The organism is Brevibacterium sp. FAM 27836 (assembly GCF_051351055.1).
GTDB lineage: Bacteria > Actinomycetota > Actinomycetes > Actinomycetales > Brevibacteriaceae > Brevibacterium.
Map to the genome: position 1 here is coordinate 3,185,105 of NZ_CP195711.1, position 23,199 is coordinate 3,208,303.

General features: G+C 66.9%; 19 protein-coding genes. 11 read left to right on the forward strand and 8 right to left on the reverse strand.

Annotated features, from left to right (window positions below):
- Nucleotides 1–7: 7 nt before the first annotated feature.
- Entirely contained in the window at nt 8–1,339 is a 1,332-nt protein-coding gene (locus ACSE4D_RS14280) for a glutaminase (protein ID WP_436326132.1), read from the reverse strand.
- Nucleotides 1,340–1,450: 111 nt separating this feature from the next.
- Between ACSE4D_RS14280 and ACSE4D_RS14285 the strand changes: the two genes are divergently transcribed.
- Together ACSE4D_RS14285 and ACSE4D_RS14290 are read left to right on the forward strand one after the other, a co-directional pair.
- Nucleotides 1,451–2,377: a hypothetical protein gene (locus tag ACSE4D_RS14285; RefSeq protein WP_436326133.1), complete on the forward strand. Its 927-nt coding sequence runs from the start codon at nt 1,451–1,453 to the stop codon at nt 2,375–2,377.
- Nucleotides 2,378–2,460: 83 nt separating this feature from the next.
- A complete protein-coding gene (locus ACSE4D_RS14290; protein ID WP_426937352.1) occupies nt 2,461–3,195 on the forward strand; it encodes a hypothetical protein in 735 nt (244 codons plus the stop codon).
- A 79-nt stretch (nt 3,196–3,274) separates the two neighbouring features.
- Here ACSE4D_RS14290 and ACSE4D_RS14295 read toward each other — a convergent pair whose 3' ends face one another.
- On the reverse strand, nt 3,275–4,783 hold the full coding sequence (locus ACSE4D_RS14295) for a SulP family inorganic anion transporter (protein WP_436326134.1): 1,509 nt from the start codon (nt 4,781–4,783) through the stop codon (nt 3,275–3,277).
- Nucleotides 4,780–5,514 (reverse strand): LmeA family phospholipid-binding protein, encoded by a 735-nt coding sequence (locus tag ACSE4D_RS14300; RefSeq protein WP_436326135.1) that lies wholly within the window; start codon nt 5,512–5,514, stop codon nt 4,780–4,782. The genes ACSE4D_RS14295 and ACSE4D_RS14300 overlap by 4 nt, the downstream gene beginning before the upstream one ends.
- 94 nt (nt 5,515–5,608) lie before the next feature.
- Here ACSE4D_RS14300 and ACSE4D_RS14305 point away from each other — a divergent pair, with 94 nt between their 5' ends.
- Nucleotides 5,609–6,529 carry an SCO6745 family protein gene (locus tag ACSE4D_RS14305; RefSeq protein ID WP_135539626.1) on the forward strand — a complete coding sequence of 307 codons (921 nt, stop codon included), beginning with the start codon at nt 5,609–5,611 and terminating at the stop codon, nt 6,527–6,529.
- 25 nt (nt 6,530–6,554) lie between these two features.
- Here the strand turns inward: ACSE4D_RS14305 and ACSE4D_RS14310 are convergent, their stop codons facing one another.
- The 3 genes from ACSE4D_RS14310 to orn all read right to left on the reverse strand — a co-directional run bounded on the left by ACSE4D_RS14310 (nt 6,555) and on the right by orn (nt 9,371).
- Entirely contained in the window at nt 6,555–8,243 is a 1,689-nt protein-coding gene (locus ACSE4D_RS14310; protein ID WP_135539625.1) for a SulP family inorganic anion transporter, read from the reverse strand.
- Nucleotides 8,240–8,623 (reverse strand): ArsR/SmtB family transcription factor, encoded by a 384-nt coding sequence (locus ACSE4D_RS14315; RefSeq protein WP_135539623.1) that lies wholly within the window; start codon nt 8,621–8,623, stop codon nt 8,240–8,242. The genes ACSE4D_RS14310 and ACSE4D_RS14315 overlap by 4 nt, the downstream gene beginning before the upstream one ends.
- 142 nt (nt 8,624–8,765) lie before the next feature.
- On the reverse strand, nt 8,766–9,371 hold the full coding sequence (gene orn, locus ACSE4D_RS14320) for an oligoribonuclease (RefSeq protein ID WP_276606433.1): 606 nt from the start codon (nt 9,369–9,371) through the stop codon (nt 8,766–8,768).
- Nucleotides 9,372–9,598: 227 nt separating this feature from the next.
- On the opposite strand from orn, the gene ACSE4D_RS14325 reads away from it, so the two are divergent.
- The 3 genes from ACSE4D_RS14325 to ACSE4D_RS14335 all read left to right on the forward strand — a co-directional run bounded on the left by ACSE4D_RS14325 (nt 9,599) and on the right by ACSE4D_RS14335 (nt 14,150).
- Nucleotides 9,599–11,218 carry a hypothetical protein gene (locus tag ACSE4D_RS14325; protein WP_135539621.1) on the forward strand — a complete coding sequence of 540 codons (1,620 nt, stop codon included), beginning with the start codon at nt 9,599–9,601 and terminating at the stop codon, nt 11,216–11,218.
- 149 nt (nt 11,219–11,367) lie between these two features.
- On the forward strand, nt 11,368–12,336 hold the full coding sequence (locus ACSE4D_RS14330) for a tetratricopeptide repeat protein (protein WP_425118895.1): 969 nt from the start codon (nt 11,368–11,370) through the stop codon (nt 12,334–12,336).
- A gap of 62 nt (nt 12,337–12,398) precedes the next feature.
- The gene (locus tag ACSE4D_RS14335) at nt 12,399–14,150 is read left to right on the forward strand and encodes a hypothetical protein (protein ID WP_240689768.1); all 1,752 of its coding nucleotides are present in this window, start codon (nt 12,399–12,401) and stop codon (nt 14,148–14,150) included.
- A 28-nt stretch (nt 14,151–14,178) separates the two neighbouring features.
- Here ACSE4D_RS14335 and ACSE4D_RS14340 read toward each other — a convergent pair whose 3' ends face one another.
- The gene (locus tag ACSE4D_RS14340) at nt 14,179–14,571 is read right to left on the reverse strand and encodes a hypothetical protein (protein ID WP_425118894.1); all 393 of its coding nucleotides are present in this window, start codon (nt 14,569–14,571) and stop codon (nt 14,179–14,181) included.
- Nucleotides 14,572–14,600: 29 nt separating this feature from the next.
- Nucleotides 14,601–14,951, reverse strand: a complete 351-nt coding sequence (locus ACSE4D_RS14345; RefSeq protein WP_135539617.1) for a hypothetical protein — start codon at nt 14,949–14,951, stop codon at nt 14,601–14,603.
- A 115-nt stretch (nt 14,952–15,066) separates the two neighbouring features.
- On the opposite strand from ACSE4D_RS14345, the gene ACSE4D_RS14350 reads away from it, so the two are divergent.
- From ACSE4D_RS14350 to ligA, 5 genes are all read left to right on the forward strand, one after another.
- On the forward strand, nt 15,067–16,278 hold the full coding sequence (locus ACSE4D_RS14350; RefSeq protein ID WP_426937354.1) for a cysteine desulfurase family protein: 1,212 nt from the start codon (nt 15,067–15,069) through the stop codon (nt 16,276–16,278).
- A complete protein-coding gene (gene mnmA, locus ACSE4D_RS14355) occupies nt 16,275–17,495 on the forward strand; it encodes a tRNA 2-thiouridine(34) synthase MnmA (protein WP_426937355.1) in 1,221 nt (406 codons plus the stop codon). Before ACSE4D_RS14350 ends, mnmA begins: the two co-directional genes overlap by 4 nt.
- 148 nt (nt 17,496–17,643) lie before the next feature.
- Nucleotides 17,644–19,662: a S9 family peptidase gene (locus ACSE4D_RS14360; protein WP_436326136.1), complete on the forward strand. Its 2,019-nt coding sequence runs from the start codon at nt 17,644–17,646 to the stop codon at nt 19,660–19,662.
- On the forward strand, nt 19,628–20,821 hold the full coding sequence (locus tag ACSE4D_RS14365) for a hypothetical protein (protein WP_426937357.1): 1,194 nt from the start codon (nt 19,628–19,630) through the stop codon (nt 20,819–20,821). The genes ACSE4D_RS14360 and ACSE4D_RS14365 overlap by 35 nt, the downstream gene beginning before the upstream one ends.
- Nucleotides 20,818–23,064, forward strand: a complete 2,247-nt coding sequence (gene ligA / locus ACSE4D_RS14370) for an NAD-dependent DNA ligase LigA (protein WP_426937358.1) — start codon at nt 20,818–20,820, stop codon at nt 23,062–23,064. Before ACSE4D_RS14365 ends, ligA begins: the two co-directional genes overlap by 4 nt.
- Nucleotides 23,065–23,199: the final 135 nt, after the last annotated feature.

Here is a 23,199-nt window from a genome sequence, read left to right on the forward strand (position 1 = left end):
GGTGCGGTCACCGGGAGCGTTCGGCCATCTCCCGGCGGCGGTCGTCACGGATGCGCTTGAGCCCCTTGACGGATTTGAGCGAATCGAGGATCGTCACGCCCGGCAGCGCCGAGTTCGGACCCTTGCACTGCATCATGTCGTCGGGGTCCATGAGCACCACTCGGGTGCCTTCGTCCTCGAGGCGGGACAGGGCCTCGGTGAGCATGGTCCGGGCCACCGAGTTGATCTCGTTGACCCGTCGCAGGTCGAGCACGAACGTATCCGTGCTCGATTCCGGTTCGTCCATGGCCCGCAGCACGTTCTCCGAACCGCTCCACTGGATGAGTCCCTGCAGGCTGCAGATGCGGACTGTCTTGCCCTGACCGTCGACGAAACGGCGGTCGCGGCGGATGATCGAGCGTGCCGGTTCTGGGGCGTCCATGATGTGCAGGCTCAACCGGTCGGAGAGGTCTTGGAAGATCTTCGCACCCCGCACGCTCGTGCCGTGCTTGTCCAAGCGCGGAGAGAACGTGGAGATGCCGACCTGACCGGGCATGACTCCGAAGACTCCGCCGGAGACGCCGCTCTTGGCGGGGATCCCGATCTCTGTCATCCAGTCGCCGGCGGCGTCGTACATGCCGCAGGTCATCATCACCGCGAGCACCTGCCGGTTGACTCGGGGAGAGAGCACCTGCTCCCCGGTGAGCGGGTTGAGGCCGCCGCCGGCCAGGGTCGAGGCCATGATCGCGAGGTCCTTGACGGTCACGAGGATGGAGCACTGCTCGATGTAGCCGCGGACGACCTCGTCGGGGTCGTCGTAGAAGATGTCGTAGGACCGGAGCATGTTCGCGATCGCGACATTGCGGTAGGCCTCGCGCCATTCGCCGTCGGCGACGTTCTCGTCGATGGTCAGCTCCCGGCCGGCGAAGCGCGAGAGGCCCGCACGGACGATCTCGGTGCGTTCGGCCAGGCTGGCGCCCGGATCGCCGATGATGGAGTGGATGGTCATCGCACCGGCGTTGATCATCGGGTTGAGCGGTTTGCCCGACATCTTGTCGAGTGAGAGCTCGTTGAACTTCTCACCGCTGGGTTCGACGCCGACCTTCTCGAAGACCCCGGCCAAGCCTTCCTGTTCGAGGGCGAGCCCGTAGATGAAGGGCTTCGACATCGACTGGATGGAGAATTCGTGATCGGCGTCCCCGGCGGTGTATTCGATGCCGTTGAGGGTGGAGATGCAGATCGCGAGCTTCTCCGAATCGGCCGCGGCGAGATCCGGGATGTAGTCCGCATTCTCCCCGGACCGATCGGGACGGAAACGGTCGAGCGTCTCATCGAGGAAATCCGGGATGGGCGATCGCATAGCACCTCCTGCAGCAGTTGTGGTTGTCCGCGCAGCCGCGGCCAAGGGATGTTCCAGGTCTGGCACCGGTTGTCTCACCCCCGGCACCGCGCTCGATCATACGGTGGGACCATGACCCGGACCAAGCTGTTCCTCATCGGCCTCGCAGTCTCTGCCGTGGCCGTCATCATCGTCGCCGTCCTCGTCGTCGCGTCGATCATCCGGTACACGGCACCCCGGGGACAGTCCCAGCTCCTGCCCGAGACCGCGCTGACCCCGGTGGAGATCCTCACCGAGGCGGCCCCGTCCACAGACGGCACGCTGACCATCCGTCAGCGGATGAGCTTCGAAACACCGCCCGAAGGAGATGATGCGGTGGGGCTGTGGATCAGCTCCGCCGGTCTGGGGCGGAATCCGGCCAGTGGCAGCCGTTTGCGGATGATGCCCGAAGCATCCGAGGTCACCGGGGTGGAGCTGAGCACAGAGGAGGGGTCAACCCGGGATTCGCCGAAGACGGCGGGAGACCTCGACATCGACGTAGAGACGAAACGCGAGGAGGGCTTCGACTACCCCTCGGCTGATTTCTCGTTCCGTCCGCAGGATGCTGACGGGATGCCGACGACATGGGGTGAGGGACGCCACGCCGTCGAGCTCAGCTACGTCCTCGACAAGGTCTTCCTGACGGTGGAAGGGGAGGAGTTCCTCGTTCTTCCCGTGCCCACACTCGGTGCGGGGAGGACGACCACGACGACGCACACGCTGTCGATCGACACCGACGGGCCGCTGTACTGTCCGGTGTCGAATACCGATTTCGACCTCATGAACGACTGCACGGACAACGACTTCGCACAGGTCGATGATGCGCACCCAGACGAGGAGTCGAACACCGACGAGGAGTCGACGACCCATGATGGCACCGCACCTCACAGCGGCGATGAGCGAGAGCACAGCAGTCGGCTGATCGTGAGAAGAAGCTACGGCAAGAACATCGACGTCGTCGCGTTCGCACCGCCGGAAGGCATGACCGTGCCTGCGGCCCGTCCCTACAGCAGAGGCTGACGGCAGTGAGTGAACGACAACTGCGACCTGGCCGACGAACCGGGCCGGGCCTCCGACTCGGATCTGCCCGCCGAACCGGGCGAATGGTGTCCACGCTGCCTGCCCTGATCCTGTCGGCGGCCGCAGTCGTGATGATCGTCGTCGGGCTTCTGCCCCGCGGTGCGGATGCGGCCCCGAACCCGATGCGGAGCAAGAAGGCGACGCATAGGGTGAGCATCACCGCCGACGGCAGCTACACGGTGCGGATGGACACGCAGTTCGATCTCGCGCTGCCGACCAGTTGGACGTTCGGTGGTGAGATCTACGACGGGTTCCGTCTGCCCGACACCGAATCCCCGCTGCCGCCCCACCTGCGGGCGGAGTATTCGCAGCCGCAGGGCAGCATCGATTCGGCTCCCGGTGAGGCCGGCGTGGACAAGCACCTGCATTCCGTGGACATCGGCTTCTCCACCGGAGAGCTCGATCCCGGGCTCCACGGGGGAGTGCTCGACTACGCAGTCTCCGGTGCTGCGGTCCCGGCGCAGACGGGACGAGAAGGGAACGGCCCGGAGGCAGAAGATGCGGGCGGGGAGTCGGGCGTGGTCGTGTATTTCCGGCCTCTGGACCGGGGTGAGGTCATCATCGAATCCGAGGCGCCGATCACCGGTGTCGACTGTGAGGAGCTGGCGCCGCACGGTCAGCCCTGCGGGGAGAGGGCAGGTGAGAGGTGGACCGTGGACGGTGAGGACCTGCTGCGCGATGGTCAGAGCATCGACGCCGTGCGGATCACGCTCGACGCCGATCCGAGGGAACTGGCCGATCCCGTCATCGATCCCTGACCCGCATGATCACTCCCGGGCCGACCTTCGCCGCCGCGGGTCCTCGCTGCGTCCGCTGCCGACTGCAGCCGGGACCGATCTACCCGAGCCCTCCGGAGAGTCGCGCGTGCAGAGTCTCGGTGTACTCATTCATTCCGACGATCTTCACACTCGTGCCCAAGGCTTCGTATTTCGTCACGATCGCGTCGAGGGCGGCCACGCTCGAGGCATCCCAGACATGCGATTCGCTCATATCGATGACGACCCGGCCGGGATCGAGGACGTAGCGGAACTGGGTGGTCAGATCGTTCGACGACGCGAAGAAGAGCTCGCCGCGGACCGTGTAGTGAGCCGTCGCCTCGGTGACTGTTCGTTCGACGGTGACGAAGTGGGCGACGCGGCGGACGAAGAGCACGCTGGCCACGAAGACGCCGGCGACGACGCCGATGGCGAGGTTGCCGGTGGCGACGACGACCGCGACGGTGGCCACCATGACGAAGGTCTCGGACTTCGGAAGCATCCGCAGCGTCGAGGGGCGCACCGAATGCCAGTCGAAGGTGTCGAAGCAGACCATCATCATGATCGCTGCGAGCGCGACCATAGGGATCATGCCGACGATGTCTCCGAGGACGACGACGAAGACGAGCAGGAACGCGCCGGCCATGAACGTCGAGATCCGGGTTCGGGCTCCCGAAGCGCGGACGTTGATCATCGTCTGCCCGATCATCGCGCAGCCGCCCATCCCGCCGAAGAGGCCGGAGATCATGTTCGCAGCCCCCTGGCCCCAGGATTCGCGCGTCTTGTTCGAGTGGGTGTCGGTGATCTCGTCGACGAGTTTGGCCGTCATGAGCGATTCCATCAATCCGACCAGAGCCATCGCCAAGGAGTACGGGGCGATCGTCGACAGGGTCTGCCAGGTCAGCGGCACGTGGGGGATGAAGAGTTCGGGCAGGCTGCGCGGCAGTTCGCCTTGGTCGCTGACGGTGGGGACGTCGATGGCGAAGACGACGGCGATGCCGGTGATGAGCACGATCGTCACCAGCGGAGCGGGCACGACCTTCGTCAGTTTCGGCATGAGGACGAGGACCGCGACGCCGATCGCCAGCAGCGGGTAGACCAGCCACGGCACTCCGATGACATGGGGCAGCTGGGCGGCGAAGACGAGGATGGACAGAGCGTTGACGAACCCGACCATGACGCTGCGGGGGATGAAGCGGATGAGCTTCGCGACACCGGCGACGGCGAGCAGGATCTGGAAGACTCCGGCGAGCATGACGGTGGCGATGAACATGTCCATACCGTGCTCCCGGGCCACCGGGGCGATGACGAGGGCCACCGCCCCGGTCGCCGCCGAGATCATTGCCGGTCTGCCGCCGAGGAAGGCGATCGAGGTGGCCATGATGAACGCGGAGAACAGGCCGACCTTCGGATCGACTCCGGCGATGATCGAGAACGCGATCGCCTCGGGGATGAGGGCGAGTCCGACGACGAGGCCGGCGAGGGCCTCGCGGGTGAGCAGCCGTGGCGAGGTCAGTGCGGTGCGCACGGAGGGATCGGGTCGCCAGCGCGAAGAGTCGTCGTCCGTCGCGGCGGGAAGAGGCGTCGTCATTCCAGGCTGACCCCGGTGCCGTGCAGCCGGACCTTCAGCCCCGCCTCCGTGGCGGTGATGTCGGTGAGTTCGAGTCCGGCGGGCAGGAAATCGAGGTCGATGACGATATCGGAGATCGCCGAGGTGAGGAACCCGGGCAGCCGGTCGAGGGAGAACTCGGCCGAACCGAGCCGAATCGTCGATGCGTTGACCACGGCACGCCTGCCGTCGGCCTTCGGGTCGATGCCGACGAGCAGATCCTGACCGAACATCGAACCCTTGAGAGCGAGCTCACCGTCGTCGGTGGTGAACTCCATGCCCTCCGGCAGCGAAGCGTGCTCGGCAGCGAGCTCATCGAGGGTGGAGTGGGGCAGGACCGCAGCGGCGTCGACGGTGCCGACGGGACGCGAGGTGTCGGTGGGCACGTCGTAGAGCTTCGCATCGACATCGGCGAAGTCGACCCCCTCGTAGTTCGCCTCGGCGGCGGTGATGTGCACCGTATCGAGCTTGCCGGCAGCCATCTGGGTGAGCACCGGGAACCCTTCGACCGCCACCTCGGCGTCCCCGTAGGTCTCGAGGCTCTTCGCGATGCGCTGCTCGGTCATGTAGTCGACGACCCGATCGGCGGCGATGGCCCCGATGATGAGGGTGAGGACGATGACGATCGCGGAGACGATGATCGTCGTCCGGCGCCGCCGCGGTGGGCGGCCGTTCTGCGGCTGCGGGTATTCGAGGGTTCTGGCCGTAGTCATGGGCTCCATTCTCCCGCACTCGCGTTCGGGCGGCATCCGCCGGTCGCCTGGCGCACTCATTTACCTGGGACGGTGCCGGCTCTAGGATGACGATATGGAATCCCAGCGCACACAGGACATCAGGACGGTCTCCGCCCGCATCAACTCCTTCCACTCTTCGATCTACTTCTCGTCGACGGTCGGCGCCGAATATGCCGAGCACGGACTCGAACCGGGAGTCGAAGGGAATATGGCGGCCCGCTCGGCACCCCTGGGCCGGGTGAATCCCGGGGTCGTCAGCGCTGCGTACTACAACTATTCGCCGAACTTCGTCGCCGAGATGCTGCCGCGCCTGTGGGAGCGGGTGAGTCCGGAGGAGATGGTCCAGGCCCGCTTCGACGCCGTGAGCGCCTATATGGCCGAACTCTTCGGTGACCGCGACGACATCGCCCTGCTCACCGAGGCGGCCACCCAGATCACCGAAACGCTGACCCCCGTGCTCGCCGCCATGGACTTCTCCGGGCGGACCCTGGCCGCGGCCACCGCCGACGTCATCGGCCGCCACGAGCCTGCCACCGCCTTCGAACGGCTGTGGGACGTGGCCACCGTCGCACGCGAATTCCGCGGTGACGGCCACGTCGCCTCGCTCGTCACCGCCGGTGTTCCCGGCATCGACGCGCTCATGCTCGATGTCGCCACCGGGGCCTCATTCCGCCCGCGTGCGGCGCAGAAGACCCGCGGCTACACCGATGAGGAATGGCAGACCGCACAGTCTCGGCTCGCCGAGGCGGGGCTGATCACCGTGGGCACGGACGACCGCGGGTTCGACCTGCCCGCCATCACCGAGGCGGGACGTGAGCTCAAGGACCAGGTCGAAGCGCTCACCGACGGCACCGTGGCAGCGGCCTGGTCGGTGCTCAGCGATGAGGAGATTGCGGCGCTGCTCTCACCGACGCGGACGCTGATCAAGGTCTTTGCGCAGTCCGGGGCCTTCCCCGCGACGATCTTCGCTCAGCCGGCGAAGAAGGCCGGCTGAGCCGACCCTCCCGCGCCGGGGAGCCTCAGAGCTTCGCGGCGCGCTCAACATGCGAACGGGCGTGTTCGATCGCGGTCGGCAGGTCGTCGAAGAGGTGCTTGTGATGGCGCAGCGCGCCGAGCACCCCGACATGTCGGAACAGTTCGACGTGACCGGTTTTCACGCCCTTGATGAGGACGGTGATTCCGCGGCGTTCGAAGGCACGGACCACCTCGGAGAGGATGCGTGCGCCCGTGGCATCGACGAGTTCGAGCTGGGACATGCGCAGGACCACCACGACCACCTCGTCGAGTTTCGTGACTTCGTCGAAGACCCGGTCCGAGGAGGCGAAGAACAGCGGGCCGTCGAAGCGGACGATGGCGATCGACTGATCTCCGAAGTGCGGGTCCGCCTCATCCTCGACGCGTTCGATCGTCACGCCGGTGGCCCGGGAGAGATTGCGCAGGGCGAAGACCGCGGCGACGACCATGCCGATCCCCACGGCCACGATGAGGTCGAAGGAGATCGTGATGAGTGCCGTGACGATGAAGCCGATGGCATCCGAGCGGGTCGAGAGCATGATCGCGCGCAGCGTCGACAGGTGGATCATCCGCACAGCCGTGACGAAGAGGACTCCGCCGAGGGCGGCGAGCGGGATCTGCCCGACGGGTGCGGCCGCGATGAGGACGATGACGAGCAGGACGAGGGCGTGGACGATCGAGGCCAGACGAGTGCGTCCGCCCGCTCGGATATTGACCGAGGTGCGGGCGATCGCACCGGTGGCGGGCATGCCGCCGAACAGTGAGGAACCGATCGAGGCGATGCCCTGCCCGACGAGTTCCCGGTCCGGATGGTAGGCCCCGGAGTCCGACATCGACGCGGCGACGCGGACCGAGAGCAGCGATTCGATCGCGGCCAGCGCGGCGATGGTTCCGGCCGCCGGAAGCAGTCCTGCGATCTGGCTGAGGTCGATGGAGGGGATCGAGGGGGCCGGCAGCGACTGGGGGATCGTGCCGATCGTGGCCAAGGGGTTGGGGATGAGTGCTGCGAGGACGGTGACGATGATGATGCCCACCAGGGACCCGGGGATCGAGGGGTGGATCTTCGGGGAGACGACCATGCACACGACGACGATGCCCACCGCCGCCAGCGAATAGGGCGCATAGGTCCAATCGGCCTCGGTGATCAGCTGGGTCGCGGCGACGAGGGCGTTCGTGCTGTGTTCGCCGGGCAGCGATTCCTGCGCCGTGGTGACGAAGGGGACCTGCTGGAGGAAGATGATCGCGGCGATGCCGAGGGTGAATCCCTCGATCACCGGCCACGGGATGAACGACACCGCGCGTCCCAGACGGAGCAGGCCCGCGGCGACGACGATGATGCCGGCGATGAGGGTCACGGCGACGACCGCCGAAGCGCCTTGGCTGGCGACGATGGGCACGAGCACGACCGCCATCGCTCCGGTCGGCCCGGAGATCTGGATGTGAGAGCCGCCGAAGACGGCGGCGAGGAAGCCGGCGACGATGGCGGTGACCAGCCCCTGCTCCGCCGTCAGACCCGAGCTGACGCCGAAGCCGAGGGCCAGTGGCAGGGCCACGATGCCGACGGTGACTCCGGCGAGGAGGTCCTTCGGCCAGGAGCGCGTCGTCTCGCTGTAGTCACGGAACGAGGGAAGCAGTGACCGCGTGTGTCGCAGGACCGATCCCACCCGAGCCGAGGTGCCGTTCGGTGCGCTCACGACTGCGACCCCTTCGCGGCTCCGCCCGCGATCTGCGGCAGGGACCTCGCCTGCGCCAAGCGTCCCTCATCGTCTTCGAGCATCGAGACGAGCAGGGCCCGGGCGACGGCGAGCAGCTGTTCGGTGCGGCGATCGGCGAGGCGGTAGTAGACGTGGCTGGCCCGGCGTTCGGACACCACGAGGCGGTGCCGCCGCAGCACCGCCAGATGCTGGGACAGGTGAGAGGCCTCGAGCTCGGTCTCGGACTGCAGATCGGCGACGCTGACTTCGGTCCCGTCGGCAAGGAGTTCGAGGATGCGGATCCGATAGGGATGGGCGAGTCCCTTGAACAGGTTCGCCTTGACCTCGTAGAGGGGGCGCTGACGTTGATCTAATGGCATGATGGAATCATCATGTCACGGACGAGGCCGTGCACGCGAACCGATCTCAGGCTGTGCACTCGAACCGGCCTCGGAGGGCGACGGGCCGAGAATGCGCGGTGCCGCGTCGAGCGCGGTCAGCGGACGGACGGCTCGGGAGCGCTCAGCTGGTGCTGTCCGCGGCGACTTCGGCGGCGATGGCCTTCGCCTCGTCGGAGCTCGGGCCCTCGGCGGAGAACACGGCCTTCCGGTAGTACTGGAGCTCGATGATCGAGTCGATGATGTCACCGAGCGCGCGGTGACCGCCGTGCTTGGCCGGCGCCTGGAAGTAGGCGCGGGGGAACCACTGCTTGCTCAGTTCCTTGATCGAGGAGACGTCGATGATCCGGTAGTGCAGGTGTCCGACGAGTTCGGGCATCTGCTTGGTGAGGAACACCTTGTCGGTGCCCACGGAATTGCCGCCCAGCGGAGCCTTGCCCGACTCAGGGACATGCTTCTTCACGTATTCGAGGACCCGCTGCTGCGCCTCGGCGACGGTCGTGCCGGAGTCGAGCTCGGTGATCAGGCCGGAGGTGGTGTGCATGTTCGTGACGAACTCGTTCATGTTCGCCCGCGCCTCGGCGGAGGGCTTGATGACGATGTCGATGCCGTCGTCGAGGCGATTGAGCTCGAAATCGGTGACGATCGCGGCCACCTCGATGAGTTCGTCTCTGACCTCGTCGAGGCCGGTCATTTCGCAGTCGATCCACACAATTCTGTCGTTGCTCACCCGCCCAGCTTAGGCCACGGCAGAGGTTCGGGGCATCTCGGGGCGGTTCCGCGGCCGGCCGGGTTCGGCCTCGGCGACGGTGTCCGAGCGGGTCCGGCCCACCCGATCATGTGAACGTCGACACACACTGAACGTGCGCACAAAGGGGATATCGCGTGTGTGACTTAAACTTGGAGAGTCCCCGAACCAGGGGTGCCATTTTTGCTCGGCTGAGGGAAGGTACGCACGTGCGTTACACAATCGCTGTGATTCTCATGGTGGTGGGTGTCGTCGTCGGTGGCCTCGGCATCCTGCAGAAGACCCTGTGGGCGCCGGAGGATACGATCACTGCCACCGCGCAGGTCGACGCCGACAAACCGGCGGTCATCGTCGACCCCGGGATGCTCAACCTCTACGAAACCCCAGCCACGCTCACGGTCAAGGGCAGCGGTGACCTGACGATCGCCCAGGCCCCGATCGAGAACGTCGAAGCCTGGGCCGGACAGTCCGCCTTTGACCGCGTCACCGGCTTGGCCGAAGACGGAAAGCTCACGACCAAAGCCACCGACGGCGAAGGGAAAGTGCCCGACCCGGCCGGAGCCGATCTGTGGCAGTCCGAAGTCACCGGCACGGATTCGGTGGAGCTCGAATGGAACGACGAAGCCAACCGCACCGGCTTCCTCATCGCCGGCAGCGGTGAGCCCGGACAGGTCACTTCCGTCACCCTCGAATGGCCCAACCACGCCGAGACCCCGTGGGCGATCCCGCTGATGATCATCGGCGGCGTCTCCTTCGTCGGCGGCGTCGTCCTGCTCTTCTTCGGCATGAACAAGACGAAGAAGGAGGCGAATCGTCGCAAGGCACGCCAGGAGCGTCGCCGCAAGCTCGCCGAATACGGCACCGCCTTCGCCATCGTCCCCGTGCTCGCGCTCAGCGCCTGCGGGCCCGAAGAGCTGCCGAAGCCCGAACCCTCCGAAGCGCCGAGCTCGGCGGCCGCAGGCATCACCGACGATCAGGCAAAGCGGATCCTCGACGCGGTGGCCGACGACGTCAAGACCGCAGACAAGAAGACCGACAAGAAGGCACTGGCCCAGCGTGCCGCGGGTCCCGCGCTCAAACAGCGCGAAGATCTGTACACAGTGAAGAAGGACGTCGACGATCAGAAGCTGCCGCCGGCGGTGGCCAGCGAGGAGATCGTGGCGAACTACACCTCGGCCACCGATGCCTGGCCGCGGGTGACGAGCCTGATCACCTCGGCCGGAGGCAATTCTCAGCTGCTCGTCCTCACTCAGGAGGACCCGCGCAGCGACTACAAGCTCTGGTCGCAGACCCAGTTGGTCTCGGGCACGAAGCTGCCCGAGCTGCCCGATTCCCGGCAGGGCGCGAAGATGCTCGAACCCGGTGCCAAGGGTTTCGTCGCAACCCCGGAGAAGGCCGTGGCCGATTATGCGAAGGCGCTCGGCAGCGGAGCGGATTCGAAGGAAGCGAAGAAGTTCGCAGGCGACGATTTCGCGAAGTCGATCTGGAAGAACCAGAAGGAGCAGAAAGCCAGCGCCGAATCGGGCAAGGCCGAGGTGAAGTACAAGTACGCTCCGGGCAAGGAACTCGTCGCTCAGGGCACGGCCGGTGACGCCGCCATCGTCACCGGTGTCGTCGAGGCCGAATCGACCATCAGCCCCGAGTCGAAGGACGGCCGCACCGGCACCCTGACCCTGTCCTCGCCGCAGAAGGAGCTGCTGGGCTCGTCGTCGACGCAGAAGCCGGTGACGACGAAGACCACCCAGGTGCTCACCTTCCTCGTGCCCAAGGACGGGAAGATCAAGCTCGTCGGCGGCCTCGAGACCCTCGCCGGGGCAGAGGAAGGCTGAGCGACCGATTCGGCACCGCCGCGGCCCTCCGTTGAGGAAATAGCCGCGGGCACACCGGTGTTGATACGTTCTGTTGGATAATCATGGACCAGGTGCGGGGCGGAATCAGCGGCTCCCACCGATCGCGTCACAAAGGAGACCACGTGTCAATGGATCCCTCGCAGGGCAGCGCGCAGCAGAATCAGGGCCTCGACCTGTCTGCGGTGCGCGGGAAGAACCTGCCTCATGAACAGACCGGCCAGGCCGGACACGCGCCCGCTGGTGCCGGAGCTCCCGGCGGTGCGGCCGGCGGGCAGGACCCGAATGCGGTCGCCGTTCCGTCCCTGATCTTCGACGTCGACGAGGCGAGCTTCAACGGCGTCGTTGCGATCTCCGACCGTGTGCCCGTCGTCATCGACCTGTGGGCCGAATGGTGCGAACCGTGCAAGCAGCTGTCGCCGATCCTCGAACGCGTCATCGCCTCCTACGGCGGGCGTCTGGTTCTGGCCAAGGTCGATGTCGATGCGAACCCGCGTCTGCAGCAGGCCTTCGGCGTGCAGTCGATCCCCTCGGTGGTCGCTCTCGTCAAGGGCCAGCCCGTGCCTCTGTTCCAGAGTGCCCTGCCCGAACCGCAGGTCACGGCCTACTTCGATGAGCTGCTCAAGCTCGCCGGAGAGAACGGTGTCACCGGCCATGCCGTCGCCGACGGTGCCGAACCCGAACCGGCAGGTCCCGCCCACCCGGAGGCCGAAGAGGCCCTGGCCAAGGGGGACTTCGACACCGCGGAGAACCTGTTCAAGGCCGCTCTCGCGTCGTCGCCGGCCGATGAGGAGGCGAAGTTCGGACTCGCCCATGCGAGCCTGGGTCGGCGCCTCATCGACAAGGAGCCGGCAGAGCTCATCGCCGCCGCCGATGCGAACCCGACCGATGTCGAGGCCGCGAAGGCCGCGGCCGATGCCGAGGTCGTCAGCGGCAATGCCGCGGGCGCGTTCACCCGTCTCATCGGTCTCATCCGCACCACCGCGGGTGACGAGAAGGAATCCCTGCGCCTGCGCGTCCTCGAACTCTTCGAAGTCCTCAGTGCCGACGATCCAGCCGTGACCAAGGCACGGACCGCACTCATGAGGGCATTGTTCTGATCCAGCGAATCCGACTCATTACTGCCATCCTCTTCGGCGTTGCGGCGCTCACGCTCGCCGGATTGGTCATCTCCGCGCTCTCGGTCGTCGGCACCGACGAGATCACCGAGACCCCGGCCTTCAAGGTCAAGGACGGAGCCTATGCCGTCGTCCTCGACGAGGCGATCGTGCCCTATTCGGGTTCGAGCGTGACCGTGACGGCGAAGAACTCGAAGGGGACCGAGCTGTTCGTCGGCACCGCCAACGGGGTCGACGCCGACAGCTACCTCGACGGGGTGGCGCAGGAGCAGATCAGTGATGTGTCCTTCCCGAACGCCACCGATCATCGGTTCATTCCCGGGGATGCGAAGCCCGAGGCCGAGATCGCCGATCGGGATTGGTGGATCAGCCAGGATACGGGGAAGACGGTCGCGAAGACCTTCAACCTCGAGGCCGAGCCGCAGGTGCTCGTCATCGCTCCGGCGAATTCCGATGACAGTCTCGACGGCACGACGGTGAGCCTGGAGATGCGTGTCAACGGTGTGCTCGGACTCAGCCTGCTCGGCCTCGCCGGCGGGATCATCTTCGCCGGATTCGCTCTGTTCTTCTTCCTCCGCTGGTGGCAGGCGCGCATCCGCCCGCCGAAGAAGAACCACGACAGCTCCACCGGCGGTGGAGGCGGGAACGGGCCGGCACGAGACGAGGATCGGGACCACCGCTCCGGCCCCGATGCTGACCATCGCTCCGGCGGGACCGAGACCGACCGTTCCGGTCCGGCGACTCAGCCGATCTCGACCGTGCAGCCGGGCACGGCCGCCGGGCCACCGCCTCGGCGACGGGACCTGCGCAACCGAAGGTCGTTCACGGCCGTCACAGCCGGGCTGGTCGGCACCGGGCTCGTGCTCAGCGGATGCGCGAGCATGCCCATCGCCAAGCCGAGCAGCCCCGACATCACCCCATACGAACGCCCCGCGCTGCGGGCCGGGGAAGCCGGGAAGTTCATGACGAACTACACCGAGGCGCTCGATAAGACGCTCGGTGACAAGGGCACGGACCTCGACGCGATCCAGGCCGCCCCGCTCATCGACCAGACGCAGGCCCAGATCCAGATCGCGGAGAAGGCCAAGCAGAAGCTGCGCGCTCCGAACTTCACCGAGGTCGTCGCCGCCAGCCCGAGCTTCACGAAGTACCCGATGTGGTTCTACGCCTTCGGCACCGCGGACAAGAAGTCCACCGACGGTGACAAACAGCTCACGCAGGTGATGCTTGTGACGCGGGACTCGGCATCGACTGAGCCGCTCGTGCGTTCCGCATCCTATATTCCGGCCGAGCAGATGCCCACGCTCATGGCCGACGGGCAGGGAGCCGTGAAGCCGGGCCCCGAGGCCTTCGATGAGGAGATGACGACCGCGGCCGATGATGTCGCGTCCTACCTCGTCGACGGCAAGGCGAAATCCGGCACCCCCGATGGCCTCAAGGAGGGCGGTTTCAAGGGATTCCGCGACTACCTCGGCACACTGCGCGACAAGGACTCCGGCTTCGACAAGGTCGACGTGGACTGCAAGCCCTATGCGGATCTTGACTTCGAAGACATGACACTGAGCACGGAGAACGGTGCGATCGGCATGGGTGAGGTCCGCTGCACGCTGACGATCAAGGTTCCCACCGATTACTCAATCGACCTCGGCGACACCGTCGAAGCCGTGAAGACCAATGACAAGGACGGCGACACCGTCAAGGTCGACACCGCGCACCCCTACGTGCTCATGGAGACCGGAGACGACGTCACGGCCATCGCCACCGACTGGAATGTGCTGTCCTCCCGCGTGGAATGATCCCGAGGCGGCCAGTTACCGGGTGTGTTCAGTCCCGGTGCGCGCGGCGGCCGACGCGCCACAGCCACCACAGGCCGATGAGCGGCAGGACGAGCGGGATGAACCCGTAGCCGCTGCCGAAGTTCGACCACACCGACGGCTTTGCGAAGTCCTCCGGATGGGTGTGGCTGAGGATGCCGACGACGATGACGCCGAGGAATTCGATCGCGCAGGCGGCCACGGCGATCCGATGCGAGATCCGATTGCCGATGACGAGGCAGATCGTGGCGAGGATGTAGATGACCGCGGCCACTGCCGAAAGCGAGTACGCGATCGGGGCGAAATCGAATTCGCGGATGAGCTGGTAGCCGGCTCTCGCCGTGGCCGAGAGTGCGAAGATCCCGTAGACGGCGGTCAGCGCCCGCCCGGGTCCGCTGTGCATCGCCGAATACGGGGAGCGGCTGCTTTTCGTCACTGCCAAATCTGGTCCAATCTCTCGATCATCACGATCACCGTCAGTCCGGCTGCTGCCAGCACTCCCGGCCCCCACCGACTGAGTTCGGCGAACGCCCAGAACCCGGCCAACGCGATGACGAGGATCGCGGTGATCACATAGCCGAAGTAGAGGAGCGGGTCGACATCGTGCGCGGAGCCGAAGGTGGCGATCGAGAGGATCAGCTGCACGATGAGCAGCAGAAGCAGGAACGCGGCACCCGCCAGCAGGGCCTTGCCCGCCGGTCGGTTGCGGATGGTCTCGACGATCGACCACACGGTCAGGATACCGGTGACGGCATAGAGGACGATGGTGAAAACGGTGAACACCCGACCCAGTTTAGTCGGCATCGGCTCAAAGCAGATCCTCCGGTGCGGTCACAGGACGGGTGAGATGCCGCACGGATCCTGGCCGTCATCCCGCACACGCCCTAAACTTGAGGGGATGCCCATCTATCTCGACCACGCAGCCACCTCGCCGATGCCCGCCGAGGTGCTCGAGGTGTACACGAAGGAGCTGGCCCGCCGGGCCAATCCTTCGGCCCTGCACGCTGTCGGGCAGGCGGCACGGATGCGCATCGAAGAAGCACGCGAGGACATCGCCCGCGCAGTCGGCGCGGCCACCTCGTCGGAGGTGATCTTCACTTCGGGAGGCACCGAGGCGGACAATTTCGCGCTCAAGGGCCTCTACCTCTCCCGCAACAACGGGTCGTTCGTCGACCCGGTGCGCCCGCGCGTGCTGACGACGACGATCGAACACCCCGCGGTCCTCGAGACCGTGGAATGGCTGGAGAGCCTCGGCGCCGAGGCCGTCTATCTCGACGTCGATTCGACCGGTCGCCTCGACGTCGACGCGGCCCTTGCCGAACTGCGCCGGGCCCCAGAATCCACGGCGCTCATCAGCGTCATGGCCGCGAACAATGAGATCGGCACTCTGCAGCCGATCCGCGAGATCGGTGAGGTCGCCGCCGAACTCGGCATCCCCTTCCACATCGACGCTGTCCAAGCGCTCGGACAGATCCCACTCGACTTCGCCGGGTTCAGAGCCACGGCGATGACGATCACCGCCCATAAGATCGGCGGACCCGTCGGCATCGGAGCCCTCCTGCTCGACCGTGCAGCCACCCCGACGGCGATCCTCCACGGCGGGGGACAGGAGCGCGGTGTGCGCTCGGGAACCCTCGACGTCGCCGGCGCGGTGGCCTTCGCCGCCGCCGTCGACCTCGTCACCGGAGACCTCGAAGCACGGTCGGCACGTCTGGCGGGTCTGCGGGACCGCCTCGTCGCCGGAATCGAATCGAGCATCGACGGAGTCGCACTCTCGGGTCCGCGCGGTCCGGGCCGGCTGCCGGCCAATGCGCACTTCGCGTTCACCGGCTGTGAGGGGGACTCGCTGCTGTTCGGTCTCGACGCCCGCGGACTGGCCACCTCGACGGGATCGGCCTGTTCGGCCGGAGTCTCGCGTCCCTCGCATGTGCTTCTGGCCTGCGGGGTCGATGAGGATACGGCCCGGTCCACTCAGCGCTTCACCCTCGGCCACGAGACGACCGAGGACGATATCGATGCCCTGCTTACGGCCCTGCCCGAGGTCGTCGAACAGGCACGCCGAGCCGGGATGGTTTCGGCAACACCCCGATGGATGCAAGGAGCCTCATGAGAGTACTCGTCGCCATGTCCGGCGGAGTCGATTCCTCCGTCGCCGCCGCCCGCGCCGTCGATGCCGGACACGAAGTCGTCGGCGTCCACCTCGCCCTGTCCCGGATGCCCGGCACCCTGCGCACCGGTTCGCGCGGCTGCTGCACGATCGAAGACTCCCGCGACGCCCACCGCGTCGCCGGGATGCTCGAAATACCCTTCTACGTCTGGGACTTCTCCGAGCGGTTCAAGGAAGACATCGTCGATGACTTCATCGCCGAGTACGCGGCCGGGAGGACCCCGAACCCGTGCATGCGCTGCAATGAGCGCATCAAGTTCGCCGCCCTCCTCGACCGGGCGCTGGCGCTGGGCTTCGACGCCATCGCCACGGGCCACTACGCGGAGGTGCTGCGCGACGATGACGGGAAGCCGGAGCTCCACCGCGGAGAGGACCTGGCCAAGGACCAGTCCTATGTCCTCGGCGTGCTCACCTCCGATCAGCTCGAGCACTGCTACTTCCCGATTGGTGCCACGGCCTCGAAGGCCGAGGTGCGCGCCGAGGCGGCCGAGCGCGGTTTCTCCGTGGCGAGCAAGCCCGACTCCTACGACATCTGCTTCATCCCCGATGGGGACACGAAGGCGTGGCTGGCCGACAAGATCCCGATGCGTCCGGGCCTCATCAAGGACTCCGAGGGCGAGGTCCTCGGTGAGCACGACGGGGCGATGACGTACACGATCGGTCAGCGCAAGGGCCTGGGCATCGAGAAGCCCGCCGCCGACGGCAAGCCGCGCTTCGTCACCGGGCTCGATCCGGCCTCGAACACGGTCACCGTGGGTTCGCGTGCCGACCTCGCCGTGTCGCATCTGACGGGCATCCGCACCTCGTGGGCCGGCGCGGCTCCTGCGGACATGGGACACAGCCCGGAGGACGGCATCGACTGCGAGGTCCAGATCCGCGCCCACGCCGATCCCGTACCGGCCCGTGCCTGGCTCGGAGACTTCGTCGCCGAGGCGCCCGAACACGAAGCGAATCCCATCATCGACGAAGTCGAGGTGCCTGCGGCCCGCCCGGCCGGGCAGCTCATGCACGTCGACGTCGACGAGGAGCTCTCCGGTGTGGCACCGGGGCAGACGATGGTCATCTACCGCGGCACCCGTGTGCTCGGGCAGGCGACCATCGACTCCACGGCGAAGGACCGCATCACCCCGGCTCCGGACGCTGTGCTCGCCGACGCCTGAGGTCCCGGGCAGCTAATCACCTGAGCCCGACGCCCAGGGCAACGCAGGCACCTGGCTTGGTGCCCCGGGGCGAGGCAGGCACCTGGCCCGGTGCCCCGGGGCGAGGCATCACCGCCGGAATGTCCGTGACTGGCGATACTCTGGGGGCATGAAGGAATTTCCCCAAGATGTCGTCTCGGCACCTTATGGAACCTGGACGTCACCTCTCAACGCCGCCGAGGTGGCCGCCGGTGCCGCTCCGATCTTCGATGCCGCCTTCCGCGGAGACGAGATCTTCTACTCGACGAAGATCCCCGCCGAGAAAGCCCGCACCGGACTCGTCCGCACCTCGCTGTCTCGTCCCGGCGACTGGGAACAGATCCTGCCCACCGGCTTCAACATCCGCTCCGCCGTCCACGAATACGGGGGAGCGGCCTGGGCTCTCGACCCCGACAGCGAGGTCATCTACTTCGTCAACGCCGCCGATCAGCGTGTGTGGCAGATCATCCCCGGTCGGGCTCCGCACGCCCTGACCCCGGACACCTCGGGCCGGATCCGCTACGGGGATCTGCACATGACCCCGTGGGGACTGCTGTGCGTGCGCGAGGACTGCCGATCCACTCGCCGCCAACGCGCCGTTGTGCTGCTGACCAAGCACGGCACGACGAACGTGCTCGCGACGCTGTCGCATTTCATGGCCTGGCCGCGCCTCTCACCCGACGGCAGCACGCTGGCGTTCATCGGCTGGGAACACCCGAACATGCCATGGGACGGCACGAACCTGTGGCTCGTCGACGTGCGCACCCCCGCGACACCGCCGGTGGCCATGGTCCGCGGGGATGCGATCGCACGCCCCCGACAGGCCCCGCCCACTCTGCCGACCCCCGACGACGGGGGAGTCTCCCTCCTCCAGCCCGAGTTCACCTCGGACTCGTCTCTTCACGTCAGCTCCGATCACGGCGGTCATTGGGCGCTGCACGGTCTCGACTTCGACCCCGTGGCCGCACGCCCGCTCGTCACGGACCCCGATCACGCCCCGGCCCCCGAGGTGCTCAGCCCCGACCGTCTGCGCCCCGTCCTCGACACCGGGGACGAGATCGGCGGGGCACTGTGGCAGTTGGGCACCCGCTGGCACCTCCACGACAGCGGCGAAGTGTGGGCGCACACGCAGTCGGCCACGGCCACCCTCGTGCGCAGCCACGCACAAGCCCCGAACACCTGGGAGCCGATCAACCCGGTCGGGGAGACCTTCGGCACGATCGAACTCCTCGCCCTCGGCCGGACCCACCTGCTCATGACCGCGAAATCGACGAGCCGGCCCGGCGTCCTCTGCGCCGTCGACCGCGCGACCGGGCAGTTCACCGAGATCGCCCGGGAACGACTCGACACCCATCAGGGCTACTACTCCAGACCGCGAGTCGGCGAGCTCGGGGGAGTGCCCGTCGTCATCCACCCGCCGCACAATCCCCGCTTCGCCGCCTCCGAGCGCGAACTTCCGCCCTATATCGTCTCGATCCACGGTGGACCCACCGGTCAGGCGACCCCGGACATGTCGGCACGCTCGAGCTTCTTCACCTCACAGGGCATCGGCGTCCTCGAGGTCAACTACGGCGGATCGACCGGCTTCGGCCGGGCCTGGCGGGACCGACTGCGCGGACAATGGGGGATCGTCGACGTCGCCGACACCGTGGCCGCCGTCGAAGGGCTCATCGCCGCCGGTCTCGCGGACCCGGAGCGCATCGCGATCTCCGGGGCCTCCTCGGGCGGGTGGACGGTGCTCTCGGCTCTGGCCGCCACGGACGTGTTCGCCTGCGGCACCTCTTACTTCGGTGTCACCGATCTCATCCGCTTCGTCGTCGACACCCATGACTTCGAATCCCATTACATCGACGGTCTCGTCGGACCCTGGCCCGAAGCTCAGGACGACTACATCCGCCGCTCGCCGATCCGCCGTGTCACCGAGATCGACGTGCCGGTGGCCGTCATGCAGGGCGACCGCGACCCGATCGTGCCGCCCTCACAGGCTCAGGAGTTCGTCGATACACTCGAACTGTTCGGAGTGGAGTACATTTACCGTCTGTACAAGGGCGAATCCCACGGCTTCGTCCGCGCCGAGACCATCATCGATTCCCTGGAAAGCGAGTTCCGATTCTATGCCGACGTCTTCGGAATCCCGCGCGGCGGCTGAGAGCCTCGGCCAGCGCCGGGACGAGACGGGACACGCCCCGCACCCCGCCGAGGCGGTCGCCGCCCCCACCGTGCCCACCACTGTTCTGCCCGCCGCCACGACCACCGGCATCTGGCTGCCCGGAGTCCGGGACCCGCACCGCAGCTACATCGCCACGAGCCCCGTCCGCGAGGCCGCCGCAGCCGGGTTCGACATTCTCGCCGACCAGCTGCCGCCCGTCCCGCTGACCGCGCACTCGTCCGAGGACCACTGGGGTGCCGACGCCATCGGCCGTGCCGTCGGCCTGCTCACCGATCTCCACGTCGACCGCACCTCCTTCGGCTGGCGGCTGACCGCCTCGGCGGGAAGGGACGAACGACTCGAGGACTCCGCCCTCGATGAGGCGTTCGACGCGATCGCCGAATACGGTCAGTCCCGACCCGGTCAGATCCAACTCTCCCTGCCGGGGCCCTGGACGCTCGTGACCGCGCTGAGTCTGCGCTCGGGAGCCCGCGTCCTCGGCGATCACGGCGCTCGCCGCGACGTCGTGCAGGCGTACGCCTTCGGCATCGCCGCCTTCGCCGATCGCATCGCGGGCCTGGGCATGCAGCCGACCGTCCGCCTCGTCGAATCCCGCCTCAGCCCGGTCCTCACCGGCACCTGGCCGACCGTCTCCGGGTGGGCGAGCCTGCCCGCGATCAGCGAAACCCACGTGTGGGCGGCTCTCGAATCGACGCTGCGCCACCTGCCGCCGACCGTGCTCGCGCTGCCCAACCTCGATCCCCTGCACCTGCAGGGCAAGGAGATCCCCGCCGCCGAGGCGGTCCGCCGCACCGGCGCGACGGCCGTGTCCGTGCCGCTGGCGGCCCTGAGACCACACAGCTGGGAGCAGGCGGCCATCCTCGCCGAGGCGGGGCTCGGTCTCTGGATCCACCTGCCCACCGAGGCCGGTGGGCGACCGGATGCGGTCAACCACTGGACTGAGCGCATCCGCATCCCGTGGTCGCGCATCGGCATGGGGTCAGCGAGCCTGCGCGAAGTCGGCATCATCGCCGGTCCCGAACTGCCGATGACCTACCCGCCGCTGCTGGACGAGAGATGCGAACTCAGTCCCGAACACAATCGGGGGACCATGACCATCGCCGCCGGTCTGCGGCGCGCTCTTGAGGAGATCGAATGACCACCACACCGGAGAACGCGGGCTCGTCGAAAGAGAACCCGTCGAACGCAGACGCATCGAATGTGGATCTGTCGGACGTCGACCTCACGGACGCGGCCGCACGCGTGCAGGCCCATGCGCAGCTGACGGAGCGGATCGAGGAGTATCGGGCCGCGTACTACCAGGATTCCCTGCTCGTCTCCGACGCCGAGTACGACGACCTCGTCCACCGGCTCGAAGACCTCGAGAAGCAGTTCCCCGAACTCGTCACGGACTCCTCACCGACGCAGACGGTCGGCGGCGTCGTCGACACCTCGACCTTCGACCCGGTCGAGCACATCGGTCCGATGTACAGTCTCGACAATGTCTTCGACTACGAGGAGCTGCGAACCTGGTATGACCGGGTGCGGTCGGCCACCTCGGCGAAGTCGAAGTTCCTCTGCGAACTCAAGATCGACGGTCTTGCCGTCAACCTGCTCTACCGCAACGGGGAACTCGTGCGGGCCGCGACCCGCGGCGACGGCCGCATCGGTGAGGACATCACGGCGAACGTGCGCACCATCTCCGACATCCCGCACCACCTGGACACCGAACATCCTCCGGCCGAGGTCGAGATCCGCGGTGAGGTGTTCTTCCCCATCGAGGAGTTCGGCGAACTCAACGCCGCGCTCGTCGCCGAAGGCAAGGCCCCCTTCGCCAACCCCCGGAACTCCGCGGCCGGATCGCTGCGCCAGAAGGACCCGGCCGTCACCGCCCGCAGGCCGCTGCATATGCTCGTCCACGGCATCGCCGTGTGGACTCCGGCCGATGATTCGCATCCGGAACCGGCCCGCCAATCCGAGGTCTACGAACAGTTTCGGTCCTGGGGCCTGCCGATCAGCGACTACTTCAAGGTGCTGGAGACCGTCGACGAGATCGAAGACTTCATCTCCTACTACGGCGAGCATCGTCACGACGTCACGCATGAGATCGACGGCATCGTCATCAAGATCGATGACATCGCCGTGCAGGAGACGCTCGGGTACACCTCCCGTGCGCCGAGGTGGGCGACGGCGTTCAAGTACCCGCCCGAGGAGGTCACGACGAAGCTCCTTGACATCCAGGTGCAGGTCGGTCGGACCGGACGGGTCACGCCGTTTGCGGTGATGGAGCCGGTGACCGTGGCCGGATCGACCGTGGAGCGGGCGACGCTGCACAACGGTCACGAGGTCAAACGCAAAGGCGTGCTCATCGGCGACACCGTCACGCTGCGCAAGGCCGGGGACGTCATCCCCGAGGTGCTCGGACCGGTCGCGGCCCTGCGGGATGGGTCCGAACACGAATTCGTCATGCCGACCCACTGCCCGTCGTGCGGGACCGAGCTGGGAGAGCAGAAGGAGGGCGACAAGGACCTGCGCTGCCCGAACTCCAGGTCGTGCCCCGCGCAGCTGGCCAATCGAATCTTCTACCTCGCCTCCCGTGCGGCCTTCGACATCGAAGCCCTCGGCGAGGAGGCCGCACTCGCCCTCACGGCCCCGGCCGAGCCCGGGACGCCGCCGCTGACGTCCGAGGCCTTCCTCTTCGAACTCGCCGACGAGGATTCGCAGCTGCGGGCGTCGCTGGCGGATGTGAAGATCTGGCGGGACAAGAAGGTCAGGGGTGTGGCGACGGGGGAGCGGGAGCTCGTCCCCTACTTCTATACGCGTGGGACCGCGAAGAAGCCGAGTGCGCCGAGCGCGAACACGGAGAAGCTGTTCGACGAGATCAGGAAGGCCAAGGATCAGGATCTGTGGCGGGTGCTCGTGGCGCTGTCGATCCGACATGTCGGACCCACCGCCGCGCGGACTCTGGCCGCGAAGTTCCGTACCCTCGATGCCATTCGCACCGCCGAGCTCGAGGAGCTCTCCGAAGTCGAGGGCATCGGACCGACGATCGCGAAGAGCGTCCGCGATTGGTTCGACGTCGACTGGCATGTCGAGATCGTCGAGGAGTGGAAGGCCGCCGGGGTGCGGATGGAGGACGAAGAGGGCGACGCTTCGGCACAGACTCTCGACGGTCTGACGATCGTGGCCACCGGTTCGCTCAGCTCCTTCACTCGAGACGGGATCAAGGAGGCGATCCTCGGTGCCGGCGGCAAGGCCGCGGGCTCGGTGTCGAAGAAGACCGATTATGTCGTCGCCGGCGAGAACGCCGGGTCGAAGCTGGAGAAGGCCGAATCGCTGGGCGTGCCCGTCCTCGACGAAGACCAGTTCAGGACCCTATTGGAGACAGGAGACCTCGACTGAGCACCGTCTGAGTTCCGAGCCGGGCGCCCCAAGGGAATTTATCCCGGGCCCGGGCGGTTCCATGGTGTGGCTGTTTACTCATTCGTGACCGAACTCGAAGTCCGGGTACAGACTCAGCCAAGCTCAGAGACAGCT

Excerpts from the sequence above, each read along its gene's own strand:
- ACSE4D_RS14280 (WP_436326132.1), bottom strand. The coding sequence starts at position 1,339 with ATGCGATCGCCCATCCCGGATTTCCTCGATGAGACGCTCGACCGTTTC.
- ACSE4D_RS14285 (WP_436326133.1), top strand. The coding sequence starts at position 1,451 with ATGACCCGGACCAAGCTGTTCCTCATCGGCCTCGCAGTCTCTGCCGTG.
- ACSE4D_RS14290 (WP_426937352.1), top strand. The coding sequence starts at position 2,461 with ATGGTGTCCACGCTGCCTGCCCTGATCCTGTCGGCGGCCGCAGTCGTG.
- ACSE4D_RS14295 (WP_436326134.1), bottom strand. The coding sequence starts at position 4,783 with ATGACGACGCCTCTTCCCGCCGCGACGGACGACGACTCTTCGCGCTGG.
- ACSE4D_RS14300 (WP_436326135.1), bottom strand. The coding sequence starts at position 5,514 with ATGACTACGGCCAGAACCCTCGAATACCCGCAGCCGCAGAACGGCCGC.
- ACSE4D_RS14305 (WP_135539626.1), top strand. The coding sequence starts at position 5,609 with ATGGAATCCCAGCGCACACAGGACATCAGGACGGTCTCCGCCCGCATC.
- ACSE4D_RS14315 (WP_135539623.1), bottom strand. The coding sequence starts at position 8,623 with ATGCCATTAGATCAACGTCAGCGCCCCCTCTACGAGGTCAAGGCGAAC.
- ACSE4D_RS14330 (WP_425118895.1), top strand. The coding sequence starts at position 11,368 with ATGGATCCCTCGCAGGGCAGCGCGCAGCAGAATCAGGGCCTCGACCTG.
- ACSE4D_RS14340 (WP_425118894.1), bottom strand. The coding sequence starts at position 14,571 with ATGCACAGCGGACCCGGGCGGGCGCTGACCGCCGTCTACGGGATCTTC.
- ACSE4D_RS14350 (WP_426937354.1), top strand. The coding sequence starts at position 15,067 with ATGCCCATCTATCTCGACCACGCAGCCACCTCGCCGATGCCCGCCGAG.
- mnmA (WP_426937355.1), top strand. The coding sequence starts at position 16,275 with ATGAGAGTACTCGTCGCCATGTCCGGCGGAGTCGATTCCTCCGTCGCC.
- ACSE4D_RS14360 (WP_436326136.1), top strand. The coding sequence starts at position 17,644 with ATGAAGGAATTTCCCCAAGATGTCGTCTCGGCACCTTATGGAACCTGG.
- ACSE4D_RS14365 (WP_426937357.1), top strand. The coding sequence starts at position 19,628 with ATGCCGACGTCTTCGGAATCCCGCGCGGCGGCTGAGAGCCTCGGCCAG.
- ligA (WP_426937358.1), top strand. The coding sequence starts at position 20,818 with ATGACCACCACACCGGAGAACGCGGGCTCGTCGAAAGAGAACCCGTCG.